Source organism: Pedobacter jeongneungensis, assembly GCF_000633455.1.
In the GTDB taxonomy this organism is placed as follows: Bacteria; Bacteroidota; Bacteroidia; order Sphingobacteriales; family Sphingobacteriaceae; genus Pedobacter; species Pedobacter jeongneungensis_A.
Map to the genome: position 1 here is coordinate 18437 of NZ_AYMG01000042.1, position 18822 is coordinate 37258.

An 18822-nucleotide genomic window follows, 5' to 3' on the forward strand; every position below is an offset into this window, starting at 1 on the left:
TTTTTAAAGGTTGGTTTGATAAAAGTCCACTAATTTATTTACGGCCTGTAATACATATTCAGGTTTCCAATAGGTTTGAATATGAGTTGCGCCATCGATCAGGAATAATTCCTTATTGTTTGCCCTGGTGGCTTTGGGGAATGCTTCATCGGTCATGTATTTTGTATCGGCCTTGCTTCCGGCCATCATCAATAGCGGTTGTTCAATTAAATCCATATTGGTTGTGGCATCCCAGGTCATTAAGTCGAACAAGCTGCTCGTGGTGTATAAGAAGGTCGAATTTGGATGTGCATGGCTTCTGTAATAGTATTCATAACCTTCACGGTACAGATCGGTTGAAGTTTTAGCAATCTCTTCATCTGTGATGCTTGCTACACCGGCATAAATGATTTTACCACCAGCGACTTCATTTGCACGGGCAGCTGAAGCCTGTTTTAAACGTTCCTGGATGGTTGCAAGCTGGGCATTCTGAAAACCATTGCGCCTTACCTCACCCGAGTTGAACATGCTCAAAGTCGCCACGGCTTTAAACCTTTTATCAGACTGTACTGCTTTTAAAGTATAACCGCCACCTCCGCAGATACCTAAAACACCTAAACGGTTCACATCAACCCCGGCGAATTGCGTAATAAAGTCGGCCATACCATGAATGTCTTCGATTCTGTTTGCCGGTTTATCGGTATGACGGGGCTCACCACCGCTTGCGCCCTGATAGGCTGCATCGGCAGCAATGGTGATATAACCCGCTTCTGCCAAACGCTGTGCGTATAATCCTGCCGTTTGTTCCTTTATACCACCGTTAGGATGCGCTATGGCAACCGCCGGATATTTTTTTGAAGCATCGTAATCTGCAGGCGTATATACATTCGCAGCGATATCAATCCCGTTTAATTTATATTTCACCGGATGAATGTTCACTTTTCCTTTCTCATTTTTGGTAATGGCTCCCCCATACACTAAAGTATAAGGATTTTGCGAAACAGCTTCTTTTTTGCTTTGTGCTTCAGCACTATCGAAACCCGCCATTGTGATGCTTAATGCTATTATTGATGTTATTTTTTTCATTTCTTAACTGTTGTATATTACTTTTTGCTTTGCAGCACCTCGTTTAACACGATCTGTGCTGCATCAGCTTCTTTTTTGCCAATTGACTGATTAATCAAGCCCACAAACTGTTGCAACTCGCCAGGCGATAAACCAACATTCAGGCAGATATTTAAATGCGACCGCAACATCGGTTCTACACCACCAATACTTGCCAGTACGGCTACCGTTACCAGTTCGCGCGCTGCATAACTCAACACGTCCCGCTCAAAAATATCAGCAAACAAATGCTCCTTCAGAAATACTTCTATTTCGGGTGCAAATGCGGCATAACCTGTTTTCGGTCCTGTTTCAAGTGAACCGGTTAATTTTTCCAGTGTAGCTTTACCCCTGTCATACTTGCTGCCTTCGTTATTGACTGGCGTGGCTTCCGGGCCCCATTTATCGGTGATCCCCCGGGCCTTGCGTGCGTTTAGCACTTCCATAAAGGTTTGAAGCCCACGGATACTGCGCGGAAAGCCACAATAAGCATAGAGCTGAACGATGGCTTCTTTAATTTCGTTTACCGTGAGGCCCGATGCTAATGCCGCATCAAGCGCTGTTTTTAACTGACTGAGATCTCCTTTTGCTGTTAATGATGAGATGACAATCAGTTTTTGCTGCTTAATCGTTAAGGTCTGGCCATCTTTTGGCGCTTCACTGGCATAACTATCTGGGCTTAATCCAAATACCATGGCCAGGGCTATAATCAGTTTCTTCATTTTATTGCGCCTGTTATTTATCCAGCTTTTTCTCTTTAAGCCATTTCGTAATTACCTCTGCTATTTCATTACTGTTCAAATCCGACATGATGAAGTGCGTATTCCCTTTAATGCCAATTTCGGGCAGGTGAACAATTGTAACATCACCCCCATGTGCGTTTACCACTTTGGCCCATTGCCTGCCCGTGGCCAGTACGTTACGCCAGAAGTTTAAGGATGCGGCATTGGTTTCCTCTTTTGGAATAAAGTCTCCGAAATATACCACTATAGGGATTTTTGTCAACTTCATAAATTCGTTAAGGGGTAATCCCTTGCCACCACGATTTCCTTCGGGTACTTCGCCCTCAGGAAAAGCAAATCCTCCGGGTTCGATGGCCACAATTGCCTTCACATGATCATTTTTAACCGCTGTTTTCCACCCGGGGGCACCGCCTGCAGAATGTGTAAATAAGATACCATCTCCGGATTTTTCAAAAACAGCCGACATGGCATTCACTATCGTTGATTCATCCACACTGCCGGTATTTGGTACCATCATCCGGAAAAACCGGTCCAGCGATAAACTGTCTTTAGGGAATTGTACTCCTTCGTTAAAGGCCGGATACAAACCAATGCGGAACTGGGTAAACCAGGTCTGATCATCAGGTGTTGCAGTAATCTGCCCCGGTTTTGTCGTTTGTCCTGCTTCGCCACGTCCGGGCTGATCGACAAGATATACGCCGTAACCTTTCCTTAAAAACAGGTCAGAAAATCCTTCCCTGCCATCGGCAGTGGTTTGCCAGCTCCTTCTGGTCTGGCCATAACCGTGAAGGAAAACCATCGAATTGCGTTTTGCTTTCTGCGGGATCTGATAAAAAACATCAGCGTGATCGCCATGCCTTGTTTGTCCACCCTGTTGTACATTCCACGGTTTAAGCGGGTCGAATACGCCTTCGCTTTTAACAACCGTACCACCGGCAGAAAAAGTACCTTGTGCTGCAATGATTAAAGGTGTTGGATTAAGCTTGTTCTGTGCCTGAAGCGATGTATAACTTATTGTGAGCAAGAGTATTGCGCTCACATAATTCCTTGATTCTCTCATAATTGTTATTTATTTTGCAGGCACATTTATTTTGGTGAATGATAATGAACCCATTTTCCAGCCATTGCCTTCTTTAACATAAACTTCGGTTACAATAAACGGATTGCTTACTTCGTTGCCACCAACCACTGCGAGCAGCGTGATGTTATTAAGCAGTATGGCTGTATTCCCGATAATATTTACAGAAACTGAATGGATATCGGCCTTTTTATAATGAATGCCACCGCTTTTTATCACCGCTATTTCCCTTTCTTTTCCCCAGCTTCCACCCATGTGCACGAAAACCGCTTTTTCGTCAAATAATACGCTTAAAGAATCAACATTTTTGTCGGCCATCCAATCCCATTTGGTTTTAGATAGCTTGATGATTTCCTGTTCCACTTTTGTAGGCGTACTTGTTTGTGCGTTCACCGATGCGATACTCATGATGAAGAAGAATAGTCCGATAATTGAGGTTTTCATAATCTTGTTTTTAGGGTTTATGTTTTTTATCTGATTTACATGCTGATTATACCTGGTTACAGCTCCAGTTTTCTTTCTCCAAGCCATTTTACCATGGCCGGGTCGCGGTGATCAAAAAAGCTGCTGGTAAGCGTATCCATGCTCTTGATGGAGTTCATATCCTCATCGCTGAGCTTAAAATCAAAAATATCGAGGTTTTCAGCCATGCGTTCTTTACGAACCGACTTTGGAATAGCCACTACGCCGCGCTGAATGAGCCAGCGAAGCACAACCTGAGCCACAGATTTGTTGTATTGTGTACCAATGGCCTGCAACAGCTCATCTTTAAAAATATTGTTCTTTCCTTCCGCAAAAGGTCCCCAGGATTCGATCTGCACCTTGTTTTCATTTAAGAAGCGTTGCGCCTCCAGTTGCTGATGAAAGGGATGCGTTTCTACCTGATTAACCGCCGGAACGACTTCATGATGAACGATCAGGTCCATGAGCCGGTCTGGATGAAAATTACTGACACCAATTGCCCTTACCCTGCCTTCTTTATACAGTTCTTCTATAGCCCGCCATTCTCCATAAATATCACCAAAAGGCTGGTGGATGAGGTAAAGATCTAGGTAATCCAGTTGCAACTTCTTTAGTGATGCTTCAAAAGCCCTTTTTGTACCGGCATACCCTTCTGATTGTATCCAAAGTTTAGTGGTAATAAACAGCTCTTCCCGTGCTATATGACTATTTTTAATCGCCTTACCTACTGCTTCTTCATTCATATAAGAAGCTGCAGTATCAATTAAACGGTATCCGGTATCAATTGCATCGGATACACTGCGTTCGCATTCTTTCAGATCGGTTACCTGAAATACCCCGAAACCTAGTAATGGCATTTCTATGCCGTTATTTAATTTAACTGTTTCCATATCTTGATGATCTCCTCTGATTGTATTACAAATATCCGCTCTATATCCAAGACCTGAGTAGACAGATTCCTGCTTTTACTACCAATATTACTGATCACATGACAGATAGGTTTGCAAGCCCACCGAATTGATTAAGTTTGTATAAGCAAAGACATAACGCTATGGAAAAGGAATTTAATTTTGATACGATCAGTGAATACAATGCTTTTAATAACCACGAAACGTTTCACCCATTGGTGAGCGTACTCGACTTTTCAAAAGCTCACGAACGCACAGGCTCCAAAATGAACTTTGAACTTTATTGCGTTTTCCTGAAGGACGTAAAATGTGGTGACTTAAAGTATGGGCGTCACAATTACGACTATCAGGCTGGAACTTTGGTTTTCATTTCTCCGGGACAAACCATTGATGTGGAAAATAAAACAGACTACTACCAGCCTGTGGGGCATGGCCTGGTATTTCATCCCGATCTGATCCGTGGAACTTCATTGGGAAAAACCTTAAGTGAGTACAACTTCTTTAGCTATAATGCCAGTGAAGCTTTGCATCTGTCAGGCAAGGAAAGGCAACTGGTACTGGATCTGTTTGCCAAAATTGATACGGAACTTCAGCAATCAATTGACAAACACAGCAAAAAGCTCATTGCTTCTAATATTGAACTACTCCTGAATTACTGCGACCGTTTTTACGACCGCCAGTTTATTACGCGTGATGCTGTAAACAAAGGCGTGCTGGAGAACTTTGAAGAATTGCTCAATGGTTATTTCAGATCAGAAAAGCCTTATTCGATTGGACTCCCTTCGGTTGCCTACTGTGCAGAGGAACTTCATTTTTCGGCAAATTATTTTGGAGACCTGATCAAAAAGGAAACCGGAAAATCAGCCCAGGAATTTATCCAGGCCAAAATTATTGATGTAGCTAAAAATAAAATCTTCGACAGCAGTAAAACGGTGAGTGAGATCGCTTACGAGCTTGGTTTTAAATATCCACAACATTTTATCCGGTTATTTAAAAAAAGGGTTGGGAGTACGCCCAATGAATACCGCAGTATGAACTGACAAGTAGTTCACCTGATAAATTAATAACTTTTCGAAGAATTACGAATCATCGGAAATCCTACTCATATTAGCCAGATGGCGCAAATCTTCGACAAAATCGTTTGGAAATTATTTCCTTAAGGCTACTAATTAAAAGATGGGCATTTTTATTCTAGATTTGTTCTGTAATTTGTTTGGCTTTTGGTCTTAGCGAGATTGTCCGATTCTACTATCAAGATTTTTAGCCTCTCAAATATCTTTTCAAGGCTTTTATCACAAAATATATGATAATGATAAGAACAATAGAGAGCAAGATCTTTAATGCCAAGATTTGCCAGATAAAGTGGGTAACTTCGATATGTTTCATAACTTTAATTTGATCCAAAATCCGCAACTATTCAAACTTAAATATCCCAATACTTCCACTCTTGCTATATTTACATTTGTGGTATAATCTTATGCCTGATTTTTCATTCTCTTAGCATTCGCTTTTTTGTTACAGACATCGTAACAATCCAAATAATCATAAATGGAATTAAAATAATAAAATATGGAGTAACCAAAACGATATAACCAAGTAAGTAGGTCAAAGGGCAACACAAAAGCATTTTTTTGAAATATTTTTGTTCAACAACAAAAGGAAGCAGTACAATTCCAATATGGGATAAAACAATTATTCCCCAAAAAAAAACGTCTCTATACACTATTGGATAGCTTTTTATTATTTCCGGATAACCCTGGAATTCAAATCGATATACCAAATTCCAGCCTCCATTGAGTGGAAATCCAGAAAAGAAACTTAATAATATCATAATTATTAAAAGCAATCTAATATTCAAGTTTTTCATATCAGTTTATTAATTACAAGCACCTTTTCCAAATATTCCCTTTTTAATATTTACATCAACTCCGGGCATTTTCCTTAGCACTTGACCAAAAGGTCTTGGCGTATTAAGCAAGATGTTGATTTTTAGCAAGATACAAAAGCGAAGATCATCCCATAGCTGTAAAGAGAATTAGTATAGTTTACATTTGTAATAAGCCAAGGAATGGGTCAATATTATTAGGCGGGACAGACCTTTTATACTAGCTATATTTACATAACCACTACAATAACAAATATATTTGATTGTGTAACTAAAAGTTTATTATTATGCAGAAAGCAACATTAACTCCATAAATGGGCATACTTTCTCTATGAATTACTAAAATGCTTTGAAGAAAAGAGCTTCTATAGAAACTTACACTAGTGAGGCTTGGAAGAAAGTCCGTCATTTAACGTAGTCGGTGCCATGCCGAACTTTTTCTTAAAAGAATGGGAGAAATGCGACAGGCTTTCGAAGCCCAGGTCGAGATAAATGGAAGAAGGCTTTTGATGTTTGGTTTCGATAAGGTGTTTAGCTTCAGTCAGTCGTTTATCCTGCAACCAATGACGGGGTGGCGCACCGAATGTTTTCAGGAAATCGCGTTTAAAACCCGCCAGGCTACGACCGGTGAGCTGCGCAAATTTTTCAATAGGAACGTTGAAATGGAAGTTGCTGAGCATAAACTTTTCCAGATCGATTTTATAAGGTTCTGAAAAGTCGAACAGAAAGTTACGCAGTGAAGGCATGGCCAATAACAGTAATTTAATGCCTTCTTTCACTTTTAAAATGCCCATTTCGTCTGTCATGCTCGCACCCGAGCTTCGGGCGTATGGAATAATCGATTGAAAATATCCCTGCAAAAATTCGTTTGAAGGAATCAAAATATTCGGCGGACCAATATATTTCCGGTCTGCTTCGAGTTTTTCTTCCAATACAATCTTGCGCAAAAGGTCTTCTTGCAGGGATATTACGATGGTTTCATAGTTTCCTCCGGGTAGCGGTGTTTTGGTGAGCGTACCCAGTTGGTTTTTGCCAATCAACAACAATTCTCCTCCGGTCATCGAAACGTTTTGTCCGGAGGTTTCTAAGATAAACTGTCCCGAAACCTGCAACACCAGGGTATGGTGGTTCCAGAAACACACTTTCTCTTTACGCTCAGTAGAGAGGTAAGAATAAAAGATTACACCGGGGAGAATTTCTGCTGGACTGGTCATTTAGCGTTGTAAATAAGTGCCACCACGTATAGCACCTATTGCAAAAGTAGTATTTAAAGTGTTCATTTCTTCGGGCGTAAACACAATATCGAGCGCTTTCATATTTTCAGGCAGACGCGATCTACGGCTCATACTTACCAATGGCATAATATGATCGCCTTGCTCTTTTACCCAGGCAATGGCCACCTGCGTAGGTGTACAGCCTTTATTATGGGCCAATTGCTTTAATACTTCTACTTTTTCGAGGTTGTGAATGAGGTTTTCGCCCTGAAAACGGGAGAAATGGTTATGGTAATCATTTGCTGCAAGCGGGGCTTTCATTTCGCCGGTTAATAAACCTTCAGCAGTATTGGCGAAGGCCACTACGGCAATGCCCAATTCTTTTGCGACTGGCAAAAGATCATTTTCTATTTGTCGATCGGCCAGCGAATAACCAATCTCCAGTGCGCTTATCGGGTGAATGCTATTGGCCTGACGAAGCTGATCGGCCGTAATTTCGGATACACCGATGTGACGTACTTTACCTTCTTGAATCAGGTCGGCAACGGTTCCGATGATGTCTTCTACCGGTACACTTCCATCCATGCGACTAGGCTGGTAAAGATCAATGGTTTCGATACCCAAACGGGTGAGCGAGTAATTGATAAAATTCTTGATGGCGATGGGCCGAAGATCCAATCCCAGCCACTGACCGTTGTGGAAGATGGCTCCGAATTTTACGCTGATGAAGGCATCATCCCTCCTGTCTTTAATGGCTTTGCCAATGAGCATTTCGTTATGACCGGCACCATAAAAGTCGCCTGTGTTTAAAAAATTAATGCCGTTATCTAAGGCTTCGTGGATGGTCGCAATGCTTTCCGTTTCGTTGGGTGTAGGACTGCCCCAAACAGACGACATGCGCATACAGCCTAAACCAAGTTTAGATACGAGCGGGCCATTTTGGCCTAACTGAATTTTTGTGATGTTTTCCATGATACAAAGATGAGCAATCCAAACAGTCAGGACTTTCTTCTACGGCTCAAATATTTTGTCTGTACGGCTCAACATTAACTGATATCGTTTTTTACTTTAAAAAGCCATCCAGATAACCCAATATGGTTTTGGACTGCATCATCAGGCTTACATGCCCCTGCGCAGGCACAACGGCCAATTGCGATTTTGGCATCTTGCCCATATCAGCAAATACAGCGCCGCCCAACAGCTGGTAGGTTTTAATCAGCTCTGTTTTATCCAGGCCATCATTGTCGCCTGCAATAAGCAATACCGGCGAAGTAATTTTCGCAATATTGGCATCTCCCATGTCGAATGGTACCTTAATAAAATCAATCATCTGGGTTAAAAACGAAGTCCATTTGGTTTTGTCGGGTGCTATGGCGTCATATGCCGTTTTCATTGGTGTATTCTCCAAAAATTCAGGTTTCATTCCTTTAAACGCATTGCTAACGGCAGGCATCCAGCCACTTGTTTTATAAGTAGAAGAAATGATCACTAATTTTTTTACCCGCTTAGGGCTTTGTACAATCAGTTGATAAGCCACAGAACCACCCATGCTATATCCTGCAACATCAGCACTATCTATTTTTAAATAATTCATTACAGCTTCCACATCACTTGCCAGGGTAGTCAGGTTTAATTTTCGGTCTGAATATGGTGTGTGTCCGTGTCCCTGCAATTCAATGGCAATTACTTTTCTTGTTTTAGATAGTTCAGGTATTAATTGTCCCCAGTTCGTTTCAATGGTCATAAAAGCACCGTGCAATAATACAAGCGGTTTGCCCTCACCATACACTTCATAATAAACTTTAGTATCCTTAACAGGTGCATAACCACTCTGTGCAGGTTTAAGCTGTTGCCCTTTTGATTGAGCTGTAGCAAATAACATGATTACCATAACCAGTATTGATTTAAGGGAATTTCCCGTTTTGAATAAATTTTTCATCAGGCGATTTAGTTTTTTTGATCTGTATTGACCATACAAATATGACGTTCATTTCAGGATTTGAGACGGCGTAAAAACGACAACTTTAGCGGCAAATTGCGACATTAAAAATTCACCAATTCTTCTACAAAACAAGCATTCACTTTTTGGCAAATGACAAATGTTATTTTGACGCGTTCGCTGACCTTTGTCTAGCGATGCAAAAGAACGTTACTTAAAATTCCTGACCAATTTCCCCTCCCTGGCCAACAGGATCCCGCTATCTTACCTCGCCTCTTTTATCGGCATCACCCAGTCGTCGTTAAGCAGAATCCGGAAAAGCATTGACAAATCATAATTTCCACCAGGCTCATCAATAGATGGGCTTTTTTTCTTTCCTGATTAAGTTAAGATCAATCAGCCTGTTCAAATCATTAAACACCATTTACGGTTTTTAGTAAAGTGGCTATTGCATATATTTGGATATTGACAAATCCATTATTTTCAAAAACCCGGACAAATGAACCAAAAAGAATTAGCGCAATTAACAAATGAAGAATTACTGCAGGAAGCCAAAAAAATGAAATCAGCGAAGATTATGAATGCTGCAATCATAGGATTTCTGATTGGTGTGATATTTTATAGTGTAATGAAAAGCAGTTTCGGATTTCTGACACTTATTCCTTTATTTTTTGCCTACAAACTGATTAATAGCTCGAAATATAATAATCAGGAATTGGAAGATCTTTTAAAAGAAAGAAATTTGAGATAGAAAACGTAGCATTGATTAGAAAAGCAAATTGATCCTCAATCGATTCTTTACTATATGCTTACCTACTAGAAATTATACCGCAAACTTATAAAAACATTTCTTTTAATTAAAGGAATCGCATCAAAGCTCTGCGATTGATTACCCCGATTAAAACGAAAATACGTTTTTTCATTTGTTATATTATCAACTTTTAAAGTTAGGAAAATAGGATGTTTCCCAAACTTGTAGTTCCCTTCAAGGTCGCATAGCAAGATGTTTTCATTACTAACACCAAAAAAATCATTTTGATAAAAATTTAGATTAGCCGCTAAGTTTAGTTGTTCATTGAAAACGAAACGTTGATTAAACCTATACAATATATATGCTACCTTACTATTTGCTGAACCACTGATGTTACCAGGCAGTCTAGATCCGTAGCCGATTAAGCTAGAGTTTAGTTTAATAAAGTATTTTTTATTCCAGTTCTTTTTGATAGAAAAATCGAACGATAAAAAACTATTGTCGATAACATTAACATTTCCTTTTGACACAAGGAGTGTTGTGTATTGGTGGTATCCTGCCCCAATGTTGATGAGTGCACCGAGTAAAAGAGAAGGTATTTGGCTGTCTAGTAAAACCCCGATGGTATTTATTCCTCTATTACTCATACTGTCAATGGAATAAGAAATTAATCCAACATACCTGTTTGTTATGAGATTATTGCCTACCTGTCGGGATGCATATCCATAAAATGAGCCAAAGCTCAAATCTCCCGACCATCTCCATGCGAGGCCATAATTGAAGTTGATTCTTTTAACAGACTTATTTATGTTCACATTCTTCTGAAATGAAGTGAGAGAAGATGGAAAATACTCTTGATAAAAATCCTCTGGTTGTAACGGCGATTGGATAAAAGAAGCTTCTAATCTCCCTGTAAAGATTTTCAAAAGCTTGTGTGACTGAACCAAATTGATATTTAAGGTTGGCGTACTAAAGGAAATACTATCTTGTTGATTTCTTGTGGAGCTATTTACCCAACCCAAATCCATACTAGCAGTAAAAGACTGCTTCAATATAAATTTAAAACTTTTATTTATGCTAATGCCAAACCTATGTTGCGAAAGCTCATTATATTGTCTCAGTGAATTTAATGGATATACTGGGGGTACATTTTCCTGTTCATTGGAAAGTGTAGTACTGTTCGTTAAAGGGAGATGTGAATAGCCATAATAAATGCCTAAGCTAAGTAACTCTCCACTCTTTAATTTTTTCAGATGCCTCCAGCTTGTTAGCAACTGATCGTACTTCAGGCCATACTGGTTTTTTAAAAATGTATAATCTGAATCAGGAGCAATAAAGTTAAATGCAAAGTCTCCTGAAACGCCTACACTTTGCTGCGCTATATTTTCGCTATTATACTGTAACTGCCATACATTAGCGCTGTTTGGTGATAGCCTATGCGTATAATCTGCCTTTACGGTGTAGCTGTTCCAATCTGCTGTTGTATGCTTTCGCAAGCCACTTTTAATGCCAAAGCCCTGGTAGCTGGATTCTTGTACACCAGATGACATATCTTTATAAAATTTAAGCTCAAATTTAAGCTCACTGAGGCTATCCGGCGCCCATGTGTATAATTGCCTAACATTAATAATTTTAGGGGTGTACTGATTATGATTTGAGGCAATCCTACTTCTATATTGCTCGCCATCGTAAATAGAAGAATTGTAAAATGTTTGCTGGTTTTGGCGATCTAAGATGTAAGCGATTTCAGTCTGGCTAGTCAGCTTCTTATTGTAAGATGAATTGATCTGCAATCTGTTATCCCATTGACGGTTCTTGATGTACCTGCTGTTATCGAAATTATTAATCAGTGCCAACTGATTAGTTTGCATTAATATTCCGGAAACCGTACGTTCAGGAACATTCTTAAGCTCGTTCTCCAGTTGGAATGTTACACCGTTTCCAATAGCATTCCAATTCGCAATAAGTCCCATTTTCAGTTTTCCGTATAGGGAGAAAATAACGGGATTAAAATTATAACGCCATTGACTTCCTAAACCAACTTCACCATCACCAAAAGCGGCCTTTAATTTCGCATTCTTTTTGAGGCCGAGGTTTACAAAAATCTTTTGTTCACCACCAATCCCCTTTAACAAACGGTTCTGGCTCTGGTTTTCTATAGCCTGTATAGTGCTCAGCACATGAGTTGGGAAATTATTGAGGATAAGATCAAGCTTATCGGTAAATAACTCCTGCCCATCAATGGTTATTTTATCTACTGGCCTTTTTTTATAAAGAAGCAATCCCTTATCATCAATTTCAAAATTGGGAACCTTAACGATAATATCTTTTAATTTTTTTTCGTCGCCATCCTTAAATGCATCAGTTTGATAGAATGTCGTATCCCCTCTTGTCCAAATCGCCGGAGCTTTTATATCCACAGCATTCAACTGATTTGATTTGGGTGACATGGTAATGTCAAGCTTCAACACCCCATTATTACCAGCAAGAGACTTGCGTATCTGAAAATTAGCGTAAGCTATATTAGAAACTGTAATTTCGACAGAGTCTATTCCCGAAATGCCAACATTGGCATTAAATGAATTTTTATCTCCTGTACTAAAATAGTTAAGTACAATACCATTAGTACCCGAAATCTTTACTGAACAATTTATGACGCCTATCCCCTCTTTATCTAATATTTCTCCAACTACGCGTATTGTTGATTGCTGGCCGTATGCAAACAATACAAAAAAGAGAAAGGCAATTGTTAAACAGGAACGCAAAATATTACTGGTTGGATAGTTCAGTCTGTTGTTCAAGCTTCGTTTTTTTTACCGGGCCTGATGGTACTGCAGCTTTCATATCACTAAGTTTCTCGAAGCGTTGGTTAAATTCTGCAGGCCAGAATACCTTATCGGCAATTGGCGTATTTGCGGAATACTTCACTAAGGAATAATGTTTTTTTAGTGGAATACAGTCTGCTTCAACAACCAAACCAGGCAATCCCATTATTGCATCAATTCCTGCCTGCATCGGTATATCCGAAGTGAACCATACAGACCATTGAGGCTTCCCCCTGAGGGTAAGTGTTGCCTTTTGGCATTTAAGCCCATTTACAATTTTTGTTTCGGGAAATAAATCCCATTGGAAAAAGTTGCTATCAAATTTCTGCATATAATTATAGCTAACCTGCCCTTTTCCACTCATATGGGGTCTCATCCTGAAAATAAGACTGTCCATATCTCGGGAACTCAAGCTCTGAAGCGTATCCATTGCAAGAGAAATTCCAAAAACACTATATTCCGATGTATTAAACTCAAACTTCCCGCTAGGATAAGTGTTAAGGTAATTGGGCTTTTCAAAGTAAATATACCGGCCACCTTTGCGATAAAAGTAACCAGTATAATCCAGAGTGAGTGCTTTTTTTAACTCTCCATTACCTAAATTAGCATATATATCTTCGCTTACCTTATATTGAGCTTCGAATGTTTGAGAGATTGAATAAAAAGGTAGCAGCACTGCCGCTATAACGATAAATATTATTTTCATTATAAACTAACTTATTCTGGTGTTTAAAATTTGATCCTCAATCTTAAATGATTTGGTAATTATGGCTGCACTGGTACAGGCACAGGAATTGGAGCATCATCACCTGGAATTGCAGGCTCATCACCACCTAGTAATATTACAGGCAACTCTTCTCCATGTGGTTTAGGATCACAAGCTGCGGCCATAATTGGCATTGCCTGTTTAGAAACCGCATCTGCTTTTAAGCTGGATATTACTGCTGCTATAGTCTTTGCTGTTTCACAATCTCCGGCTGTAGCGGTACTTGTAATGGTAACTGTGGTGCTCATTCTTTCTCCATTTGCACAAATTAAAAAAGAAGTTGCCGAACTGGTATAGCTCATTGTACAATCAGTCCCTTTGGTCAAAATTGGACTTTCTAAAGTCACAGCGGCCACAGCTGGCAGGCTAAAAATAAATGGAAGCGCTAAAAAAAATTTTTTCATGTTGTTTTGTTGTTAGTCTATAGTTAAAGAATTTATTTGTTATTATATACTTACGCAATGTAAAATACTGCATGATAACGAAAATCCCTAACCACTATATGTTTAAATTATAGGCGAGAAGCTTAAAATATCCTTTATATGTTTAATATGAGTAACCATGTTAATTGTAGTTGTTCCTTTACTGTATTTATACGTAATATTTCAGATTGTTTAAATGAAAACTATTACATATTATTGTATTACAAACAATGTTGCGATGATCCCTAACTGCAATATTTTTTTATTTAGTTGCTTATGGATCATAATAATAAAAAGTTTACTTTGATAAGTAAAAGGATGCGTGCACGCAGATCGGAATATGGCTTTAGCCAAGAAAACATGGCCAAATTATTAGGTATATCTCAAAATGTATATTCTAAGAATGAGCGTGATATTCAAAATGTTCCTCTCGGACGAGTTTTCCGGATTGCAGAAATCCTTGAAATGTCTATTTCCCAATTACTTGAACATTAGCGCTATGGTTGTATGCTGATAAACCGTTATGATAAAATTATCATTAATGGCCAGTTAAAGAATAAATCGATTTATTTTTGATGTTCAAATTGTCTTAAAAAGACTCAGTCCAATATTGATTTCATTTATGTTAATCAAACATTTCATACCTTTAAACATGGTGAAGAAGTATTATTTATAACACCATGCATCAGTTGAAATTTACAAAAAAGGTATTCAGTGGACATTAAACATAATATGGAATCCAACATCAGTATCATCAACGAAAACGAAGGCGAGTTATTAGGTATAGCAGGAGGTAATTACCGGATCATCATCTCTGGTGAGCAGACCAATGGCAATTACGCCGTTATTGAAATGACGGTTCCGCCGGGAGGTGGCCCACCACCACATGCCCACCCCGATACGCAAGAGATGTTCCATATATTAGAGGGGGAAGTTGAATTTAAAACAGAAGCGGGCAAACAAACCGTTACAAAAGATGGCTTTGTAAACATCCCTCTTGGTGGAGCGATCCATTGTTTTAAGAATACCTCCGAAAAAAATGCACGTTTGCTCTGTACCGTAGTGCCGGCCGGCCTCGAAAACCTCTTTCAGGAAATAGGTATCCCTGTTCATCCGGGCGAAATGCCCGCAGTTCCTGAGTTAACAGAGGAGCGAAAGGCATTTTTAAAAGAAATGGACCTGAAATACAATCAAAAAACATATCCGCCAAACTTTTTGGGATAAACCTTTTATTATGCCACCACTTAACATGTTGCACCAGGAATTTGATGCTCCCGAAGACCTTCGGGATACCATCAAGTGTTTTTGGTATAACAAAAGAATATCTGGTGAAACTCCATCCAGCTATGAGGTGATTCCCGATGGTTATGCAGAGATTATCTTTTATTTTGGGAATATCTCTATGGAACAAGGTGCGAACCTGCAACCTTTACCTTCCCCTTTTATGATGGGTCTGCTCAACCAGCCGGTTCATTTTTACACCAATGGCCAATTGGAAATTATTGGCATCAGGTGTTTCCCCTGGACAGTTTTTGATCTGCTGGGTTTACCTGCTGGTAAATCGGGTGTACAGGTATTCGAACATCCCATCGCAAAACTACAAACCAATCTGAATCAATTAATTAGTGCAGGTAACATAGAAGAAGCAATTGCAGAAGTAAAACAATATTTCCTTGATGCACGTTCGGGTGTTGCTACCGATAGCATGTTGCATAAAGCAGGTATTGCCATGCAGAAAGCAAAAGGCAATCTTCCTGTAAGACAGGTAGCCGAAGCGGCCCATGCCACAGTACGTACACTTGAAAGAAACTTTAAGCAATCATCTGGTTATACCGTTAAAGATGTATCGGGCCTGATGCGCTTTGAACAGGTGCGTAACCGCTTATGGACTGAGCCTGATGTGAACCTGACTGGTTTAGCTCATGAGATGGGCTATACCGATCAACCGCACCTCAGCAGGGAATTTAAACGCTATAGCGGCACTACTCCTGCTGCATTTGCCCGCAACGCCAAAAAAGGCAAACAAGCTGCCGCTCGTGATGTACTTGCCTTTGCCAAAACGGATAAAAAATAAAAACGCCTGTTTCATAAAAGATAGTGCAATTCCTTATTAATTTTGGCCTGGATAAATATCTAAAACCAACACCTGTTTTATGACAAAGGCTTTCAAAATTATTGGTATTGCTACCCGCACCACCAACCAAAACAATCAATCAGCAGAAGATTTAGGCAAACTCTGGTCGCAATTTTACACAGAAGGCATTTTCGACAAAATCCCAAACAAGGTTTCCAATGATATCATTACCATTTATACGGATTATGTAAGCAATTATACTGATGCTTACACCACCATTATTGGTGTTCCGGTTTCTGCACTTGATCAAATTCCTGATGGAATGATCGGCCGTGAATTTGAGGCTGAAAATTTCCAAAAGTTCACCGCAAAGGGAGCAATGCCCAATGCCGTGGTAAATACATGGATGGATATCTGGAATCGCGATGTCGAACTGAACAGAAAATATACTTACGATCTGGAAATTTATGGAGAGAAATCGCAGGATGGTGAAAATGCAGAGGTGGAGATTTTTATAGCAATAAAATAGATCCGTTATTTCGAGTTTTAATTTACTGCATAAATAACAGCAATTAATTTATATATCTTCCCTCAAGTTACGTCATTTCGAGTGGAGTGCAACGCAGCCGAGAAATCTATACACTATCATCCAAGTTTATAAACCATATAAGACATTGAAGATCATTAAAGCTCAACATCCAAAATGCCATATGATTTACCATAAAACTAATGGCAGTAATGTTTAATGACTTTCATGATTCTGTGCTGCCCATAGCAGGAAGGTTTCATAATCCTCATGATTTAATGTAGATTAGGGAAGGGAGATTTCAAAGTTAATTTATTTTTCAAGGTAATAAATTTCATCATTTTCGTTTCAATGAGGATTATCAATTAATGTTTCAAATCGAGTTACACAAAGATTGTCGTGTTTATACAAGCCTAACTTAGCTTCATTGCTGAATTTTGTATCATAATCATTTCAATTATGAATACGACAATTAAAAGCGGAAATTCCGCACAAAATAATACCAATTACGATGTTATCATATCCGGTGCAGGACCTGTGGGGCTATTTCTCGCCTGCGAACTGACCTTAGCAAAATGCTCAGTATTGATCCTCGAAAAAGCAACAGACCCACACTCCGTGCTAAAACAACTTCCTTTTGGTATCCGCGGACTTTCAGCACCTTCTATTGAGGCACTTTACCGTCGTGGGATGTTCCATGAACTCGAAATACACAAACAGCTAAAAAATCCACATCAGCATCAAACTCATAAACAAGGTGCACAAAGACAAGCGGGCCATTTTGCCGGCATTCCATTTTTAGAAGGCAATATCGACAGGTCACAATGGAAATACCGTTTGCCCAGCTCCACTGAAACCAGTTTGATCTCTGAAATGGCTGAACTGGAAAACATACTTTCGCGCCGTGCCGAAACTTTGGGCGTAACCATTAAACGTGGTGATGCCATTAGTCACTTCGATCAACATGCTGATGACGTAACCGTTCAATCGGGTGGTGAAACTTTTACTGCCAAATGGTTGGTGGGTTGCGATGGTGCCCGCAGCGCAGTGCGTAAAGTTGGTGGTTTCGAATTTGCCGGTACCGAGCCGGAATTTACCGGTTATACCGCCAAAGTGGATATTTTAGATCCCGAAAAACTCCGCCCCGGCCGTAATGTAACCGAAAAAGGCATGTATATGCAATCGCAACCGGGTTATATGGCCATACAGGATTTTGATGGTGGTGCTTTTCATGGTTCGGAGCAACCCATTACGCTCGAACATGTACAAGAAGTATTGCGCCGTGTTTCAGGAACTGACGTAACCCTTACCAAGTTACATATTGCCACCACCTGGACCGATAGGGCAAGGCAGGCCACTACCTACCGTAACGGGCGTGTACTTTTAGCTGGCGATGCGGCGCACATTCACGCACCTTTGGGCGGCCAAGGCTTAAACCTCGGCCTGGGCGATGCCATGAACCTGGGCTGGAAACTTGCCGCCACCATTAATAACACAGCACCTGAAGGTTTGCTCGATAGTTATTGTACTGAAAGACATCCCATCGGCATAAAGGTGCTAGATTGGTCGCGGGCACAGGTAGAAATTATGAAACCTACGCCACAGGCCAAGGCACTGCATGCCATTGTAAGCGACTTAATGAACACCCGTGATGGCGCCACCTATATGGCTGAAAGGGTTTGGGGCATTTCTACACATTATGATCTTGGCGATCATCATCCCTTATTAGGTTATAGCGTGCCCAATTTCGAATTTGAAAACGGTAATACCATTGGCGATTTGATGCACGATGGTAAAGGTATTTTGCTTGATTTTGAGAACAATGCCACACTTAAGAATTTTGCTGCAAAGTACGATCAGTTAAAGTACACTTCTGGAAATGTAAAAAACAGTTTGGGCTTAAACGCACTGTTGATACGCCCCGATGGTATTGTTGCCTGGGTTTCGGAAAGTGAAGCAGATTATAATAAACTTCAGGAAGAAGCAGATAAATGGTTTGTGTCGAGCGAACAAATATCCGTTTCGGTAAAGGGATCGTTTTAATTCCTAAGTTCCGAGGAATCGTCATTGCGAGGTACGAAGCAATCTTAAAACGATCGCTACTAGCGTGCGCATTAAAATTGCTTCCCCGAAAAGCCGGGGTTGG

The 18822-nt window shown here is 40.0% G+C and carries 19 protein-coding genes; 7 read left to right on the plus strand and 12 right to left on the minus strand.

Features of this window, described 5'->3' with window-relative positions; translation table 11 throughout:
- Positions 1-3: 3 nt before the first annotated feature.
- Genes U859_RS0129490 through U859_RS0129510 form a run of 5 tightly spaced genes read right to left on the minus strand, consistent with a single transcriptional unit; the run spans position 4 to position 4256 of the window.
- Positions 4-1065: an alpha/beta hydrolase gene (locus U859_RS0129490; RefSeq protein WP_025146803.1), complete on the minus strand. Its 1062-nt coding sequence runs from the start codon at positions 1063-1065 to the stop codon at positions 4-6.
- A gap of 17 nt (positions 1066-1082) precedes the next feature.
- Positions 1083-1805: a carboxymuconolactone decarboxylase family protein gene (locus U859_RS0129495; RefSeq protein WP_025146804.1), complete on the minus strand. Its 723-nt coding sequence runs from the start codon at positions 1803-1805 to the stop codon at positions 1083-1085.
- Between the two features lie 13 nt (positions 1806-1818).
- Positions 1819-2886: an alpha/beta hydrolase gene (locus U859_RS0129500; RefSeq protein ID WP_025146805.1), complete on the minus strand. Its 1068-nt coding sequence runs from the start codon at positions 2884-2886 to the stop codon at positions 1819-1821.
- A gap of 9 nt (positions 2887-2895) precedes the next feature.
- A complete protein-coding gene (locus tag U859_RS0129505; protein ID WP_025146806.1) occupies positions 2896-3348 on the minus strand; it encodes a nuclear transport factor 2 family protein in 453 nt (150 codons plus the stop codon).
- A 56-nt stretch (positions 3349-3404) separates the two neighbouring features.
- Positions 3405-4256, minus strand: a complete 852-nt coding sequence (locus U859_RS0129510) for an aldo/keto reductase (RefSeq protein WP_025146807.1) — start codon at positions 4254-4256, stop codon at positions 3405-3407.
- A gap of 161 nt (positions 4257-4417) precedes the next feature.
- On the opposite strand from U859_RS0129510, the gene U859_RS0129515 reads away from it, so the two are divergent.
- On the plus strand, positions 4418-5314 hold the full coding sequence (locus U859_RS0129515) for a helix-turn-helix domain-containing protein (protein ID WP_025146808.1): 897 nt from the start codon (positions 4418-4420) through the stop codon (positions 5312-5314).
- Between the two features lie 449 nt (positions 5315-5763).
- Here the strand turns inward: U859_RS0129515 and U859_RS0129520 are convergent, their stop codons facing one another.
- From U859_RS0129520 to U859_RS0129535, 4 genes are all read right to left on the minus strand, one after another.
- Positions 5764-6141 (minus strand): hypothetical protein, encoded by a 378-nt coding sequence (locus tag U859_RS0129520; protein ID WP_025146809.1) that lies wholly within the window; start codon positions 6139-6141, stop codon positions 5764-5766.
- Positions 6142-6539: 398 nt separating this feature from the next.
- Positions 6540-7373, minus strand: coding sequence for a helix-turn-helix domain-containing protein (locus U859_RS0129525; protein WP_025146810.1), 834 nt, complete (start codon positions 7371-7373; stop codon positions 6540-6542).
- Positions 7374-8345 carry an aldo/keto reductase gene (locus U859_RS0129530; protein ID WP_025146811.1) on the minus strand — a complete coding sequence of 324 codons (972 nt, stop codon included), beginning with the start codon at positions 8343-8345 and terminating at the stop codon, positions 7374-7376.
- 91 nt (positions 8346-8436) lie between these two features.
- Complete coding sequence (locus tag U859_RS0129535; RefSeq protein ID WP_025146812.1) at positions 8437-9312, minus strand: alpha/beta fold hydrolase; 876 nt, start codon at positions 9310-9312, stop codon at positions 8437-8439.
- Between the two features lie 499 nt (positions 9313-9811).
- Between U859_RS0129535 and U859_RS0129540 the strand changes: the two genes are divergently transcribed.
- Entirely contained in the window at positions 9812-10063 is a 252-nt protein-coding gene (locus U859_RS0129540) for a hypothetical protein (protein WP_025146813.1), read from the plus strand.
- A gap of 65 nt (positions 10064-10128) precedes the next feature.
- Here U859_RS0129540 and U859_RS0129545 read toward each other — a convergent pair whose 3' ends face one another.
- The 3 genes from U859_RS0129545 to U859_RS0129555 are packed head-to-tail and all read right to left on the minus strand — an operon-like array spanning position 10129 to position 14058.
- Positions 10129-12864: a TonB-dependent receptor gene (locus tag U859_RS0129545; protein ID WP_162800091.1), complete on the minus strand. Its 2736-nt coding sequence runs from the start codon at positions 12862-12864 to the stop codon at positions 10129-10131.
- Complete coding sequence (locus U859_RS0129550; protein WP_025146815.1) at positions 12833-13594, minus strand: GLPGLI family protein; 762 nt, start codon at positions 13592-13594, stop codon at positions 12833-12835. The genes U859_RS0129545 and U859_RS0129550 overlap by 32 nt, the downstream gene beginning before the upstream one ends.
- Before the next feature lie 59 nt (positions 13595-13653).
- On the minus strand, positions 13654-14058 hold the full coding sequence (locus tag U859_RS0129555) for a hypothetical protein (protein WP_025146816.1): 405 nt from the start codon (positions 14056-14058) through the stop codon (positions 13654-13656).
- 336 nt (positions 14059-14394) lie between these two features.
- On the opposite strand from U859_RS0129555, the gene U859_RS32750 reads away from it, so the two are divergent.
- The 5 genes from U859_RS32750 to U859_RS0129580 all read left to right on the plus strand — a co-directional run bounded on the left by U859_RS32750 (position 14395) and on the right by U859_RS0129580 (position 18719).
- Entirely contained in the window at positions 14395-14571 is a 177-nt protein-coding gene (locus U859_RS32750) for a helix-turn-helix domain-containing protein (protein WP_410477237.1), read from the plus strand.
- Between the two features lie 237 nt (positions 14572-14808).
- Positions 14809-15300 (plus strand): cupin domain-containing protein, encoded by a 492-nt coding sequence (locus tag U859_RS0129565; protein WP_025146818.1) that lies wholly within the window; start codon positions 14809-14811, stop codon positions 15298-15300.
- A gap of 10 nt (positions 15301-15310) precedes the next feature.
- Positions 15311-16150, plus strand: a complete 840-nt coding sequence (locus tag U859_RS0129570; RefSeq protein ID WP_029986293.1) for a helix-turn-helix domain-containing protein — start codon at positions 15311-15313, stop codon at positions 16148-16150.
- A gap of 79 nt (positions 16151-16229) precedes the next feature.
- Positions 16230-16679, plus strand: a complete 450-nt coding sequence (locus tag U859_RS0129575; protein WP_025146820.1) for a GyrI-like domain-containing protein — start codon at positions 16230-16232, stop codon at positions 16677-16679.
- 456 nt (positions 16680-17135) lie between these two features.
- The gene (locus U859_RS0129580) at positions 17136-18719 is read left to right on the plus strand and encodes an FAD-dependent monooxygenase (protein WP_025146821.1); all 1584 of its coding nucleotides are present in this window, start codon (positions 17136-17138) and stop codon (positions 18717-18719) included.
- Positions 18720-18822: the final 103 nt, after the last annotated feature.